Here is a 14780-nt window from a genome sequence, read left to right as displayed (position 1 = left end):
GCCCACGGAGCACAGAACACATGACCAGTAATACCGTCGCCGAATTCGCCGCCGAACTGAACAAGCCCGCCGCCGTGCTGCTGGAGCAGCTGGCGGCCGCCGGCGTGCGCAAGTCCACGCCGTCCGACCCCATCACCGAGACGGACAAGCAGCAGCTGCTCGGCCACCTCAAGGCCGCGCACGGCACGGCCGGGGGCGAGCGCAAGAAAATCACGCTGGTCAAGAAGTCCACGTCCGAGATCAAGCAGGCCGACGCCATGGGCCGCGCGCGCACCATCCAGGTGGAGGTGCGCAAGAAGCGCACCTTCATCAAGCGCGACGATGAGCCGACGGCTGCGCCCGCCGTGGCCGAGGAGCCGGCGGCACCCGCCGCCCCCGTGGTCGACGAAGGCGAACTGGCCCGCCGCGAGGAAGAGGCGCGCCGCCAGGCCGAGCTGATCCGCCGCCAGGAAGAAGAGCTGGCCGCCAAGCGCGCCGCGCGCGAGGCCGAGGAGGCCAAGGCCGCCGCCGAAGCCGCCGCCAAGCAGGAACGCGAAGCGGCTGCCGCCGCCGCAGCTGCCGCCGCCGCCGTCGCGGCACCGGCGGTCGAAGAAGCGGCGCCGGCCAAGCCCGCGACCACGGCCGTGAAGGTCAAAGGTCCGGACAAGGAGGCCGCCGCCAAGGCCGCCGCCGACAAGGCGGCCGAGGAACGCAAGGCCGAAGAGCTGCGCGCCGCCGACCTGCAGGAGCGCCGGCGCAAGGCCGAAGCCGAAGCCGCGAACATCCGCGCCATGATGGCCGCGCCGGCCAAGACCCTGGTGGCGAAGAAGCCCGAGCCCCCGGCCGACGCCAAGGCCGGCCTCAAGGGCACGCTGCACAAGCCCGCGGGCACCGTCGCCAAGGCCCCCGCCGGTGCGGCGGCGGGCGCGGCCGCGGGTGCCGGCAAGAAAGAGGTCAAGTCCGAGAACCTGTCCTCCACCTGGAAGGACGACGCGGCCAAGAAGAAGGAAATCAAGACCCGTGGCGACACCAGCTCCGGCCGCGGCAACTGGCGCAGCGGCCCGCGTGGCGGTGGCCGCCGTGGCGACTCGCGCGATTCGCGCGACGGCCAGAGCAGCTTCCAGGCACCGGCCGAGTTCAAGCAGATCGAGGTGCACGTGCCCGAGACCATCACGGTCGCCGAGCTCGCGCACAAGATGGCGGTCAAGTCGTCCGAGCTGATCAAGCAGTTGATGAAGCTGGGCCAGATGGTCACCATCAACCAGTCGCTGGACCAGGACACCGCGATGATCCTGGTCGAGGAGCTGGGCCACAAGGCCGTCGTGGCCGCGCTGGACGACCCCGAGGCCTTCACCGACGAAGAGGTGTCGCAGCAGCAGGCCGAGGCCAAGCCGCGCGCGCCCGTGGTCACCGTCATGGGCCACGTGGACCACGGCAAGACCTCGCTGCTCGACTACATCCGCCGCAGCAAGGTAGCGGCGGGCGAGGCGGGCGGCATCACGCAGCACATCGGCGCCTACCACGTCGACACGCCGCGCGGCATGGTCACCTTCCTCGATACCCCGGGTCACGAGGCCTTCACGGCCATGCGCGCCCGCGGCGCCCAGGCCACCGACATCGTCATCCTGGTCTGCGCCGCCGACGACGGCGTGATGCCGCAGACCAAGGAAGCCATCAAGCACGCCAAGGCGGCCGAGGTGCCGATCGTGGTGGCCATGACCAAGGCCGACAAGCCCGAGGCCAACATCGAGCGCGTGAAGTCCGAGCTCGTGGCCGAGCAGGTCGTGCCCGAGGAGTTCGGCGGCGAGTCGCCCTTCGTGGCCGTGTCGGCCAAGACCGGCATGGGCATCGACGACCTGCTCGAGCAGGTGCTGCTGCAGGCCGAGGTGCTGGAGCTCACCGCGCCGGTGGACGCCATGGCCAAGGGCCTGGTGATCGAGGCGCGCCTGGACAAGGGCCGCGGCGCCGTGGCCACCGTGCTGGTGCAGAGCGGCACGCTCAAGGTGGGCGACGTGGTGCTGGCGGGCCAGACCTCGGGCCGCGTGCGCGCCATGCTGGACGAGAACGGCAAGGCCACCAAGGAAGCCGGCCCCTCCATTCCGGTGGAGATCCAGGGCCTGGCCGAGGTGCCGCAGGCGGGCGACGAGTTCATGGTGATGGCCGACGAGCGCCGCGCGCGCGAGATCGCCACCTACCGCGCCGGCAAGTTCCGCAACACCAAGCTGGCCAAGCAGCAGGCCGCCAAGCTGGAGAACATGTTCGCGGACATGGCCGCCGGCGAGGTCAAGACCTTGCCCATCATCATCAAGGCCGACGTGCAGGGCTCGCAGGAAGCGCTGGCCGCCTCGCTGCTCAAGCTCTCCACCGACGAGGTGAAGGTGCAGCTGGTGTACGCGGGCGTGGGTGGCATCAGCGAAAGCGACGTCAACCTGGCCATCGCGGCCGGCGCCGTGGTGATCGGCTTCAACGTGCGCGCCGATGCCGGCGCGCGCAAGCTGGCCGAGGGCAACGACGTCGACCTGCGCTACTACAACATCATCTACGACGCGGTGGACGAGTTGAAAGCCGCCATGTCCGGCATGCTCGCGCCGGAGAAGCGCGAAGAGGTCATCGGCATGGCCGAGATCCGCACGGTGTTCGTGGCGTCCAAGATCGGCACGGTGGCGGGCTGCATGGTCACGCAGGGCATGGTCACGCGCAGCGCGCACTACCGCCTGCTGCGCGAGAACGTGGTCGTGCACACCGGCGAGTTGGAGTCGCTCAAGCGCCTCAAGGACGACGTGCGCGAGGTCAAGGAAGGCTTCGAGTGCGGTATCAAGCTGCGCAACTACAACGACATCAAAGAGGGCGACCAGCTCGAATTCTTTGAGGTCAAGGAAGTGGCGCGCACGCTGTAATCCACCCGAGCCAGCCAGAGACACACCATGCCCCGCAAGGCCTCGTCCGTTCCCAACCGCGGTTACCGCGTGGCCGACCAGATCCAGCGCGATCTGGCCGAGCTGATCGCGCGCGAGTTGAAGGACCCGCGCGTGGGCATGGTCACGCTCAACGCGGTCGAGGTCACGCCCGACTACGCGCACGCCAAGGTGTTCTTCAGCTTGCTCACCGGCAACCCCGAGGAAACCGCCGAAGGCCTCAACGCCGCGGCGGGCTTCCTGCGCAACGCGCTGTTCAAGCGCCTGCACATCCACACCGTGCCCACGCTGCATTTCGTGTTCGACCGCACCACCGAGCGCGCGGCCGACATGAACGCCTTGATTTCCAAGGCGGTGGCTTCGCGTTCCAAGAACGAGGACTAGCCATGCAGCGCCAACGCACGAGGGTGCAACGGCGCCCCGTGCATGGGGTGCTGCTGCTCGACAAACCGCTGGGCCTGTCCAGCAACCAGGCCTTGCAGAAGGCCAAGTGGCTGCTGCGCGCCGAAAAGGCGGGCCACACCGGCACGCTCGACCCCCTGGCCACAGGCGTTCTGCCGCTGTGTTTTGGCGCGGCCACCAAGTTCAGCCAACTGCACCTGGACGCCGACAAGACCTACGAAACCACCGTGCGACTGGGCGTGCGCACGCGCACGGCCGACGCCGAGGGCGAGGTCATCGACACCCGTCCCGTGTCGTGCTCCGCCGGCCAGGTGGTGGAGGTGCTGGACCGCTTCATGGGCGAGATCGACCAGGTGCCGCCCATGCACAGCGCGCTCAAGAAGGATGGCAAGGCCCTGTACGAGTACGCGCGCGAGGGTGAAACCGTGGCGCGCGAGCCGCGCCGCGTGCGCATCCACGAGATCGAGCTGCTCGACCTGCAGCTGCACGGCGAGGCCCCCCAGCTGCGCCTGCGCGTGGTCTGCAGCAAGGGCACCTACATCCGCACGCTCGGCGAAGACATCGGCGAGGCCTTGGGCTGCGGCGGTCACCTGATCGCGCTGCGCCGCGTGGCCACCGGGCCGTTCGGCGTGGCCGACGCCGTCACGCTCGACGCGCTCGAGGCGATGGGCGAAGCCGAGCGGCTGGGCGCCCTGAAGCCGGTCGAGGCCCTGCTCGAGGGCCATGAACGGATCGCGCTCGACGCCGAGCATGCCGGGCGCTTCCTGAGCGGCGTGCGCCGCCGCGGCGACTGGCCCAACCGCGAGCGCGTGGCCGTCTTCGGCCCTTCGCCCGCGGACCCCACGCCCACCGTCCTGCTGGGCACCGCTCACGTCCAGGGCGGCGAACTCATCCCGGGGCGCCTGTTGAGCCCCACCGACATCCAGCAAATCCTCGAAACCGAGGCACCCGCACCATGAGCAGACCCATCCGCAACATCGCCATCATCGCCCACGTCGACCACGGCAAGACCACCATGGTCGACCAGCTTCTGCGCCAGTCCGGCACCTTCGCCGAGCACGAAAAAGTCGTCGACACCGTGATGGACAACAACGCCATCGAACGCGAACGCGGCATCACCATCCTGGCCAAGAACTGCGCCGTGAGCTGGAAGGGCATGCACATCAACATCGTCGACACCCCCGGCCACGCGGACTTCGGCGGCGAGGTCGAGCGCGCGCTGTCCATGGTCGATGGCGTGGTGCTGCTGATCGACGCCCAGGAAGGCCCGATGCCGCAGACGCGCTTCGTGACCAAGAAGGCGCTGGCCCTGGGCCTCAAGCCCATCGTGGTGGTGAACAAGGTGGACAAGCCTGGCGCCAATCCCGACAAGGTGATCAACGCCGCCTTCGACCTGTTCGACAAGCTCGGCGCCACCGACGAGCAACTCGATTTCCCCGTGGTCTACGCCTCCGGCATCAACGGCTGGTCCTCGCTGGAGGAAGGCCCGGCGGGTGAGCAATGGGGCCCGGACATGTCGGCCCTGTTCGAGACCGTGCTCAAGCACGTGCCCGCGCACGAAGGCGACCCCGATGCGCCGCTGCAGCTGCAGATCTCGGCGCTGGACTACTCCAGCTTCGTGGGCCGCATCGGCGTGGGCCGCATCAACGCCGGCACGCTCAGGCCGTCCATGGACGTGCTGGTGATGGAAGGCCCCGACGGCAAGAGCGTCAAGGGCCGCGTCAACCAGGTGCTGACCTTCCAGGGCCTGGACCGCGTGCAGACCAGCGAGGCCCGCCCCGGCGACATCGTGCTCATCAACGGCATCGAAGACATCGGCATCGGCGTAACCCTGACCGACCCGGCCAACCCCGCGCCGCTGCCCATGCTCAAGGTCGACGAGCCCACGCTGACCATGAACTTCTGCGTCAACACCAGCCCGCTGGCCGGCCGCGAAGGCAAGTTCGTCACCAGCCGCCAGATCTGGGACCGCCTGCAGAAGGAGCTGCAGAGCAACGTGGCCCTGCGCGTGAAGGACACCGATGAGGACGGCATCTTCGAGGTCTCGGGCCGCGGCGAACTGCACCTGACCATCCTGATCGAGAACATGCGCCGCGAGGGCTACGAGCTGGCGGTGAGCAAGCCGCGCGTGGTGTTCCAGGAGATCAATGGCGAGCGCTACGAGCCCATCGAACTGGTGACGGCCGACGTGGAAGAGCAGCACCAGGGCGGTGTGATGCAGGCCCTGGGCGAACGCAAGGGCGAGCTCATCAACATGGAACCCGATGGCCGTGGCCGCGTGCGCCTGGAGTACCGCATTCCGGCGCGTGGCCTGATCGGCTTCAGCAACGAGTTCCTCAACCTCACGCGCGGCTCGGGCCTGATCGCCAACATCTTCGACGGCTACGAGCCGCACAAGGGCGAGGTCGCCGGCCGCAAGAACGGCGTGCTGATCAGCATGGACGACGGCGAGATCTTCAACTACGCCCTGGGCAAGCTCGACGACCGTGGCCGCATGTTCGTCAAGGCCAACGACCCGGTGTACGAAGGCATGATCGTCGGCATCCATAGCCGCGACAACGACCTGGTGGTGAACGCCACGCGCACCAAGCAGCTCACCAACTTCCGCGTCAGCGGCAAGGAAGACGCGATCAAGATCACGCCACCCATCCAGCTCACGCTGGAGTACGGCGTCGAGTTCATCGAGGACGACGAACTGGTCGAGATCACGCCCAAGAGCATCCGCCTGCGCAAGCGCTTCCTCAAAGAGCACGAGCGCAAGCGCGCGTCACGCGACGCCTGAGCCGACCATGCCCTTCCACCTGCTGAGCCGCCTGACGCACACGCAGGCGGTCTTCCTGATGGTCGCGGTGACCCTGATGTGGTCCATCGCCGGCGTGGTCGCGCGCCAGCTCGAATCGGCCGCTCGCTTCGAGGTGACCTTCTGGCGCAGCGCCTTCACCGCGCTGTCGCTGCTGGTGATCCTGCCGCTGTGGCGCTCGGCCGACCGCGCGGCGGGCAGCCTCGAGGACGAACCAGGGCAGGGCCCATGGCAGCGCCACTGGGGCATGCAGCCGGGGTCCGGGGCATTCTGGATGAGCGGTGTGTGCTGGAGCGTGATGTTCACCGCCTTCATGCTGGCGCTGACCTTCACCACCGTGGCCAACGTACTCGTCATCATGGCGGCGGGGCCGCTGTTCACCGCGCTGCTGGCGCGCTTCACCATCGGTCAGACGCTGGCGCCACGGACATGGGCCGCCATCGTGGTCGCGGGCCTGGGCATCGTCTACATGTACGGCAGCCAGTTCCTGCAGGCCTTTGCCCGGCCCGACATCGACACCAGCGCGCTGGTGATCGGCTCGCTGGTGGCGCTGTGCGTGCCCATTGCCGGCGCCATCAACTGGACGGTGATGCAGCGTGGCAAGTCCCAGGGCCGGCACATCGATCTCGTGCCTTCGGTGCTGCTCGGCGGGCTCATCTCTTCCTTGTTCACGCTGCCCATGGCCTTGCCCTTCGATGCCACGGGCCGCGACATCGCCTGGCTGGCGCTGCTGGGCCTGGTGCAGCTCGCCATTCCCTGCGCGCTGGTCGTCGTCTGCTCGCGCGCCCTCAAGGCGCCCGAGGTGTCGCTGCTGGCCCTGTTGGAGGTGATCTTCGGCATCCTGCTCGCCTGGCTGGGTGCGGGAGAAGAGCCCGGTGCCGAGGTGCTGATCGGCGGCAGCCTGGTCATCGGCGCGCTGCTCACCAATGAGCTGCTGGGCTGGCGCTCGCGCAGCGGCACGCCCCGCATACAAACCCTGGACGCCCGCGACGCCCGCGACTCGCGTGGCGCCTGAGGAAGAACAACCACCGCCTGGAGTACCCGCATGTCTTCGACCGAACCGCTCGTGATCACCGAAGTGCAGGGCCGCGTGGGCCTGATCACGCTCAACCGTCCCAAGGCGCTGAACGCCTTGTCGCTGGGCATGATCCGCGGGCTCACGGCCGCGCTGCTGGCCTGGCGCGAGGACCCCGCGGTGCTGGCCGTGGCCATCCGCGGCGTCAACAAGGAGGGCCCCTTCGGCGCCTTTTGCGCGGGCGGCGACATCCGCTTCTTCCACCAGGCGGCGCTGGCCGGCAACCCCGAGCTCGAGGACTTCTTCACCGAGGAGTACGCGCTCAACCACCTGATCCACACCTACCCCAAGCCCTACATCGCCTTCATGGACGGCATCTGCATGGGCGGGGGCATGGGCATCAGCCAGGGCGCCAGCCTGCGCGTGGTGACCGAGCGCAGCAAGCTGGCGATGCCCGAAACCAACATCGGCCTGTTCCCCGACGTGGGCGGCGGCTACTTCCTGAGCCGGTGCGCGGGCCACCTGGGCGAGTACCTGGGCCTCACGGGCCGGATGCTGCAAGGCCGCGAGGCGTTGAGCGCGGGCCTGGCCGACGGCCACATCGAATCGCAGCGCCTGCCCAAGCTCTGGGACAGCCTGGGCGCCACGCCCTTCGAGAACGGCGAGGCCGTGCAGCGCTGGGTGGAAAGCCACCTGCAGGCGCAGGCGCCCGCCGCGCCCTGGCCGGTGGACGAGGTCAACGCCGTCTTCGGCCTGGGCTCGGTGTCCGCCATGGTGGCCGCACTGGGGGCCAGCGGCAGCGAGTGGGCGAAGGAGACGCTGCAGGTGCTGCGCCAGCGCTCGCCGCTGATGCTGCACGTGGTGCTGGAGCAGATCCGCCGCGCGCGCCGCGTGGGCCTGGCCGAGGACCTGCGCATGGAGCGCGACCTGGTGCGCCACTGCTTCCACCTGCGCCCGGGCGCGGCGAGCGAAACGGTGGAAGGCGTGCGCGCGCTCGCCATCGACAAGGACCACGCGCCGAAGTGGAACCCGGCGCGCATCGAGGACGTCACGCCCGAGCAGGTGGCCGCGTTCTTCGTCTCGCCCTGGCCGGCGCACGCGCACCCGCTGCGCTCGTTGGGCTGAGGCCGGCGGGCCCACGCGCCAGGCGCGGGGCCCTGCGCACCGTCAGGGGGTGTAGCGTTCGGTCGAGTTGACCTCGACCCCGGCGACAGAGCCGCTCACCACCAGCACCTGGCCGTTGTCCAGTCGACTGGCCACCGCGGCCTGGCGCACATGGGCCATGGAGGCGGCGCTGGTCCAGACGTTGAGGTCCGGGTTGTAGATCTCGGCGGTGGTCTGGCCGGCGCCACCCGCCAGCAGCACGCGGCCGTCGGCCAGCAGCGTCATGGTGGGCAGGAGCCGGCCGGTGTTTTGCGTGCTCGGGGTCCAGGTCGAGGTGTGCGGGTCGAAACGCCACGCCGTCGTGCCGGCATCGCTCGTCACGAGCACGCTGCCGTCGTCCAATGGCACCGACAGCATGACGTTGCCGCTGCCGCCAAAGGCGATCGGCGTGGTGGCGCTGCCGTCCACCGCGTAGAGCTCGGCCGAGGTGACGAAGCCCCCGCTGTTGACGCCGCCCGCGACCAGCAGCGTGGTGCCGCCCGGCAGCAGCTGCGCCGCGTGCTGCGCCCGGGCGGAAGACAAGGGGGTGGGCAGCACGGTCCAGGTGCCGGTGGCCGGGTCGTACACCTCGGCCGTGCTCGAGAAGCTGAGGGGCGCCGGGCCGCGGAATCCGCCGACGACCAGGACCTTGCCATCGGTCAACACGCGCGCGCTGTGCCGCGTGCGCGCCTCGTTCATGCTGCCCGTGGCCGTCCAGGTATTGGCCACCGGGTCATAGAGCTCGGCGCTGGCCAGCGTGCTGAAGCCGGCGGCATCGCCGCCGAAGACCAGGACCCTGCCATCGGCCAGGACCACGGCCGCCGGATCCGCGCGCGCGACGAGCATGGGGGCCGCCGCGCTCCAGCTGCCGCTGGCGGGGTCGTAGATGTCGGCCTCAGAGGACGGGCCGCCGAGGGCATAACCGCCCGCCAGCAACTGGCGGCCATCGGGCAGGCGCGACAGGGTCGCGTAGTGGCGGGGCGTCGGGACGGTCGCGACGGATGTCCACGCGCCGCGTCCCGTGACGGTCAGGCGCAGCTGCGTCTGGACCGAGCCCGCGGGGTGGCTGGCGCTGACCGTGTGGCTGGTCTCGCGCTGCAGCGCGGTGGGCGTGCCGGTGATCGCGCCGGTGAGCGTGTCGAGGGTCAGCCCGCTGGGCAGGGCCGGCGAAACGGTGAACGCGCTGGCGGAGCCGCCGCTGAGCCGCGCATGGTTGGTGGCAATGGACTCGCCCACCACGTACAGCGCCCTTGGGGTGTCGTAGGTCAGGGCCGTCGCAGTGGGTGTGCCGGAGTGATTGCCCCCGCAAGCGGCCAGCAGGGCCGCGGCCGACAAGGCCAGGGTCCGCAGCCACGCCGCGGGGCCTGTTCGCTTTTTCACTATGGAATTGGGAGCAATCGAATACGCCATGGCCGAATCTACCATCGGCGGCCCGATCGCCCCCTGTCGCCCCAGTGCCCGCGCGGGGCCGGCGTTGCATGGCCGGCTCCCTGCGCTGGCGTGTTCAGGCCGGCGCCGCCAGGCGACCGAAGCGCCCGCTCTGGAAGTCGTGGAAGGCCTGCACGATCTCCTCGCGCGTGTTCATCACGAAGGGACCGTGGCCCACCACGGGTTCCTCGATCGGCTCGCCGCCCAGGAACAGCAGCTTGGCGTCGGTGTTGGCCTCGATCTCCAGCGCGTCACCGTCGCGCTGGAACTGCACCAGCTGGGCCTCGCGGGCCACGGCCTCGCCGTTGACCAGCACGGTGCCCGCCAGCACCACCAGCGCGGCGGTGTGGCCTTTGATCAGCGGCAGGCGCGCGGTCTTGCCCTGGTTCAGTCGCACGTCCCACACGTCCATGGGCGTGTGCGTGCGCGCCGGGCCGGCGTGGCCGCGGTAGGCGCCTGCGATCACGCGCACGCGGCCCGCGCCCTCGGGCAGGTCCACGCCGGGGATCTGCGCGTCCAGGATGTTCTGGTACCCGGGCGCCTCCATCTTGCTGCGCGCGGGCAGGTTCACCCACAGCTGCACCATCTCCAGCTGGCCCCCGCGCTGCGTGAACGCGGGCGAGTGGAACTCCTCGTGCAGGATGCCCGAGGCCGCGGTCATCCACTGCACGTCGCCGGGGCCGATGGTGCCGCCCGCGCCGGTGGAGTCGCGGTGCGCCACCTCGCCGTCGTAGACGATGGTCACGGTCTCGAAACCGCGGTGCGGGTGCACCCCCACGCCGCGCGGGCGATCGCTGGGCGGGAATTGCGCCGGGCCGGCGTAGTCGAGCAGCAGGAAGGGGCTGAGCTGGGCGCCGTGGTCGCCGTAGCTGAACAGCGAGCGCACGGGAAAACCGTCGCCCACCCAGTGCGGGCGGGGCGCGCTGTAGACCCCTTGGATCGGCTTGAGCATGGACTTCTCCTGAGAACACCACCCCGGTGGAACGGGGAATGGTGAGAGGATATGTGTGGAACGATGCCCTGGGTAGATGGCGATAATCGGTTGCAATGTTCTATAGGTGGAACGATGAAGCTGCCCGATCTCAACGACCTCTGCTACTACGCCCAGGTGGTGGAGCACGGCGGCTTCGCGCCGGCCAGTCGCGCCCTGGGCATCCCGAAGTCGCGCCTGAGCCGGCGCATCGCGCTGCTGGAAGAGCGCCTGGGCGCGCGGCTGATCCTGCGCTCCACGCGCAGCTTCTCCGTCACCGACGCGGGCCGCGGTTACTACACGCACTGCCGCGCCATGCTGACCGAGGCCGAGGCGGCCGAGGAGTCCATCGCCGTGGCGCGCGGCGAGCCGCGCGGCGTGGTTCGCATGAGCTGCCCGGTGGCGCTGCTGGCCACGCGCATGGGCGGCATGCTGGCCGACTTCCTGGCGCGCCACCCGCGCGTGGAGCTGCACCTGGAGGAGACCAACCGGCGCGTGGACGTGGTGGCCGAGGGCATCGACCTGGCCGTGCGCGTGCGCCCGCCGCCGCTGGAGGACAGCGAACTGGCCATGCGCGTGCTGTCCGAGCGCAGCCAGTGCCTGGTGGCCAGCCCGGCGCTGATCGAGCGCCTGGGCCACCCGCAGGGGCCCGGCGACCTGGCGCGTTTTCCGAGCATGGACCTGGGCCAGCCGCAGGAGGTGCATCAGTGGGTGCTCGAGGGCCCCGACGGGGCGCGCGCCGAGGTGCGGCACCAGCCGCGCTACGTCACGCGCGGCATGCTGGCGCTGCGCGCCGCGGCGGTGGCGGGCGTGGGCATCGTGCAGTTGCCGCGCATGATGCTGGCGGCCGAGTTCGGGCCGGGCGAACTGGTGCCGGTGCTGCCGGGCTGGGCACCGCGGCGCGAGATCGTGCACGCGGTGTTCGCCTCGCGGCGCGGCCAGTTGCCCGCGGTGCGGCTCCTGATCGATCACCTGGCCGAGCGCTTTGCCGCGCTGAGCGAGGACTGAGCCACGGGCGGGCGACGCGGCGGCGAAGGCCGTGCGGCCCTGGCGGCGTCTCGTGCCCTGTTCGCGTGCTGTCCGCGCGGCGGCCTCAGGCCGACGCCGTGGCCCGTGCGGCCAGCCAGGCCTGCAGCGTGGTCGGTGCCAGCCAGGCGCCCGGGCCGGGCAGCAGCGAGTCGGTTTGGAGCGGCGCGCCGAAATAGCCCGCGCCCTCGTCCGTCACGACCTCGCGCCCATCGCCGCGCTGGCGCAGCAGGTCCCGCAGCAGTTCGTCCATGGGCCAGGCCTGGGGGCCGGCGATCTCGGTGAGGCCATTCAGGGGCTCGGCCGTGGCGGCGCGCGCCACGGCCGCGGCCACGTCGGACGCGGCGATCGGCTGGATGCCCGCCGAGGGCGCGTGCACGCGCCCGTCCCGTGTGGCGGCGTCGGCGATGGCGCCGAGAAACTCGTGGAACTGCGTGGCGCGCACGATGGTGTGGGGCAGGGCGCCGTCGCGGATCAGCTGTTCCTGCGCCAGCTTGGCGAGGAAATAGCCGCTCTCGCGCAGGCGATCGGTGCCGACGACGGACAGCGCCACGACGTGGCGCACACCGGCCGCGGTCGCTTCGCTCAGGACCCGGCGCGTGGAGGTCTGGAAGAAGTGCATGACCGCCGCTGCCTCGAACGAGGGCGAGTTGCTCACGTCCACCACCACCCGCGCGCCCCGCAGCGCCTCGGGCAGGCCGTCTCCGGTGAGCGTGTTGACGCCGGTGGAGGGGGCGGCGGCCAGCACGTCGTGCCCGCCCTGGCGCAACAGCGCGCCGACCTGTTGGCCGATGAGGCCGGTGCCTCCGATGATCACGACTTTCATATGGGTCCTTTGTGTCTGGGGATGGCGAGGACCCGCGGTCGCGGCGCAGGCCGAAGCGGCGTCCTCAGGCCCAAGACGGCGCCGGTGCCCCGCTTGTGACCGCCGCGAACGACCATCCGTCGGCGGGGTCTTTGCCGCTGGCCCGGATCACATCCAGAGCGCGCGCCACAGCAGCCGCGGCAGCTCGCTCTTGTCCACGGTGACGCGCTGCGCCCAGCTGCGGTGCTGGATGGCGGCGATGCGGTCGAGCACGCGCAGGCCGCCTTGCACCACCAGGCGCAGCTCCCAGCCGGCGCGGCCGCCAACCTGGTGCACCAGCGGCGCGCCCATCTGCATCAGGCCACGCGCCTGCGCGCACAGCTCGGCCACCACGGCCTGGCGCTCGCGTTCGCGTGCGCTGGCGCCGGGCAGGAAGTCCTCCACCGCCACGCCGTGGCGGCGCAGCGTGTCAGCCGGCAGGTACACGCGCTGTCGCGACAGGTCGACGCCCAGGTCCTGCCAGAAGTTGATCAGCTGCAGGGCGCTGCAGATGCGGTCGCTGCGCTCCAGCGCGGCGGCGTCGGTCACGCCCCACAGGTGCAGCAGCAGCCGCCCCACCGGGTTGGCCGAGAGCCGGCAGTAGGCGAGCAGCTCGGCCGTGTCGGCGTAGCGGTGGCCGCTGGCGGTGTGGCGCACGTCCTGCTCGAAAGCGCTGATCAGGTCGCGCAGCAGGTCCGAAGGCCAGGCGTGGCGCTGCACGGCGGCGGCCAGGGGCGCGAAGACGGCCTGCCAGCGCGGGGGCACGGGGCGGCCAGCCAGGGCCTCGTCCAGCGCCGCGCGGTAGGCGGCCAGCTCGGCCAGGCGCGTGGTGGCGTCGGCCTCGCCTTCGTCGGCGATGTCGTCGGCCGTGCGCGCGAAGCGGTAGAGCGCGGCCACCGCGGGACGCAGCGGGGCGGGGCAGAGCCAGCTGGCCACCGGAAAGTTCTCGTAGTGCTCGACCGAGGCGCCGAAGGCGGCCGATGCCCCGGGTGGCGCGGCGCCGCGGGGCGCCTTCGCCGTGTCGGGTGCGGCCGTGCCCGTATTCCCGCTGGGATGGGCGGTGTCGGTGGGGTGGGGGGTTTGCACTAGAATTTCGGTTACTAACCGGTCAGTCATTAATATCCGGCGCCGCATCCGGCCCGAACGCGGGGGAATTCCATGAAAACGACGCTGATTGTCTGCGTATTGGCCAGCACCGCCGCGCTGGCCGCCTGCGCCCGGCCCGAGCCGGCGCCCGAGCCGGTGCGCTCCGTGAAGCTGCTCACCGTGGGCCCCTCGGTGCTGAACGCCAACAGCGAATACGCCGGCGAAGTTCGTGCCCGGGTCGAATCGCGCCTGGGGTTTCGTGTCGGCGGCAAACTGGTGGAGCGCCCGGCCGAGGTGGGCCAGCGCGTGAAGGCGGGTCAGCTGCTGGCGCGGCTGGACGCGCAGGACCTGGCGCTGTCCGGCCAGGCCGCGCAGGCCGCGGCCACCGCCGCGCTCACCCAGCGCGACCTGGCGCGCGCCGACCTGGAGCGCTTCAAAGGCCTGCTGGCCCAGGGCTTCGTGAGCCAGGCCGAGATCGACCGGCGCCAGGCCGCGCTGGAGGCGGCCGAGGCCTCCTTGCGCCAGGCACGCGCGCACAGCGCGGTACAGGGCAACCAGGCGGGCTACGCGCGCCTGCTGGCCGACGCGCCCGGCGTGGTGACGGCCGTGCCGGCCGACCCCGGCCAGGTGGTACAGGCCGGCAGCCCGGTGGTGGTGCTGGCGCAGGACGGCGAGCGCGACGTGGTCTTCGCCGTGCCGGAGGACCGGCTGGCCCTGGTGCGCCCCGGCACGCGCGCGCGCGTTCGGCCCTGGGCCCATGCCGATGGCAAGGAGCTGGAGGCCACCGTGCGTGAGGTGGCGGCCAGCGCCGATCCGGCCACGCGCACCTACCAGGTGAAGCTGGCGCTGCCGGCCGACGCGAAACTGCCGCTGGGCGCCACCGCCTACGTCACGCTGGCCACGGCGCACACCGGTCAGGCCGCCATCACCCTGCCCACCACGGCGGTGATGCAGTCGGCCGAGGGCGATCGCCGCGGCAGCGTGGTGTGGGTGTTCGACGAGGACAAGGGCACCGTGCAGCCGCGCCCCGTGCAGGTGGCCGGCGCCGACGGCAACCGCGTGGTGATCGCGGGCGGCCTGGAGCCGGGTGACGAGGTGGTGGCCACCGGCGGCCATGTGCTCAGCGCGGGCCAGAAGGTCGTTCGCTTCGTGGCGCAATAAAGGCCTCAGGC

General features: G+C 70.9%; 12 protein-coding genes. 8 read left to right on the top strand and 4 right to left on the bottom strand.

Translation table 11 applies throughout. The features are described 5' to 3' along the window. Window positions 1-20 precede the first annotated feature (20 nt). From infB to DY262_RS03110, 6 genes are read left to right on the top strand one after another with little or no spacing between them, the layout of a single operon-like run. Window positions 21-2876 carry a translation initiation factor IF-2 gene (infB, locus tag DY262_RS03135; RefSeq protein ID WP_116957497.1) on the top strand — a complete coding sequence of 952 codons (2856 nt, stop codon included), beginning with the start codon at window positions 21-23 and terminating at the stop codon, window positions 2874-2876. Window positions 2877-2903: 27 nt separating this feature from the next. Then, complete coding sequence (rbfA, locus tag DY262_RS03130; RefSeq protein ID WP_070398620.1) at window positions 2904-3278, top strand: 30S ribosome-binding factor RbfA; 375 nt, start codon at window positions 2904-2906, stop codon at window positions 3276-3278. A gap of 2 nt (window positions 3279-3280) precedes the next feature. Beyond that, entirely contained in the window at window positions 3281-4255 is a 975-nt protein-coding gene (truB, locus tag DY262_RS03125) for a tRNA pseudouridine(55) synthase TruB (RefSeq protein ID WP_116957496.1), read from the top strand. Beyond that, complete coding sequence (typA, locus tag DY262_RS03120) at window positions 4252-6078, top strand: translational GTPase TypA (protein WP_116957495.1); 1827 nt, start codon at window positions 4252-4254, stop codon at window positions 6076-6078. Before truB ends, typA begins: the two co-directional genes overlap by 4 nt. 7 nt (window positions 6079-6085) lie before the next feature. Beyond that, the gene (locus tag DY262_RS03115) at window positions 6086-7111 is read left to right on the top strand and encodes a DMT family transporter (RefSeq protein ID WP_116957494.1); all 1026 of its coding nucleotides are present in this window, start codon (window positions 6086-6088) and stop codon (window positions 7109-7111) included. Between the two features lie 30 nt (window positions 7112-7141). Then, the gene (locus tag DY262_RS03110; protein ID WP_116957493.1) at window positions 7142-8236 is read left to right on the top strand and encodes an enoyl-CoA hydratase/isomerase family protein; all 1095 of its coding nucleotides are present in this window, start codon (window positions 7142-7144) and stop codon (window positions 8234-8236) included. A 42-nt stretch (window positions 8237-8278) separates the two neighbouring features. Here DY262_RS03110 and DY262_RS03105 read toward each other — a convergent pair whose 3' ends face one another. Together DY262_RS03105 and DY262_RS03100 are read right to left on the bottom strand one after the other, a co-directional pair. Further along, window positions 8279-9634 (bottom strand): Kelch repeat-containing protein, encoded by a 1356-nt coding sequence (locus DY262_RS03105; RefSeq protein ID WP_181936397.1) that lies wholly within the window; start codon window positions 9632-9634, stop codon window positions 8279-8281. Between the two features lie 124 nt (window positions 9635-9758). Further along, complete coding sequence (locus DY262_RS03100; protein ID WP_116957491.1) at window positions 9759-10634, bottom strand: pirin family protein; 876 nt, start codon at window positions 10632-10634, stop codon at window positions 9759-9761. 114 nt (window positions 10635-10748) lie between these two features. On the opposite strand from DY262_RS03100, the gene DY262_RS03095 reads away from it, so the two are divergent. Next, entirely contained in the window at window positions 10749-11660 is a 912-nt protein-coding gene (locus tag DY262_RS03095; protein ID WP_116957490.1) for a LysR family transcriptional regulator, read from the top strand. Window positions 11661-11745: 85 nt separating this feature from the next. Here the strand turns inward: DY262_RS03095 and DY262_RS03090 are convergent, their stop codons facing one another. Next, a complete protein-coding gene (locus DY262_RS03090; RefSeq protein ID WP_116957489.1) occupies window positions 11746-12504 on the bottom strand; it encodes an SDR family oxidoreductase in 759 nt (252 codons plus the stop codon). 147 nt (window positions 12505-12651) lie between these two features. Further along, a complete protein-coding gene (gene hpnC / locus DY262_RS03085; RefSeq protein ID WP_245980771.1) occupies window positions 12652-13608 on the bottom strand; it encodes a squalene synthase HpnC in 957 nt (318 codons plus the stop codon). Between the two features lie 72 nt (window positions 13609-13680). On the opposite strand from hpnC, the gene DY262_RS03080 reads away from it, so the two are divergent. After that, on the top strand, window positions 13681-14769 hold the full coding sequence (locus DY262_RS03080) for an efflux RND transporter periplasmic adaptor subunit (protein ID WP_116957487.1): 1089 nt from the start codon (window positions 13681-13683) through the stop codon (window positions 14767-14769). Window positions 14770-14780: the final 11 nt, after the last annotated feature.

The sequence above is a fragment of the Hydrogenophaga borbori genome, assembly GCF_003417535.1.
GTDB classification, from domain to species: domain Bacteria; phylum Pseudomonadota; class Gammaproteobacteria; order Burkholderiales; family Burkholderiaceae_C; genus Hydrogenophaga; species Hydrogenophaga borbori.
Note: the sequence above shows the minus strand (reverse complement) of the source record. Positions and strands in the feature narration are given on the sequence as shown.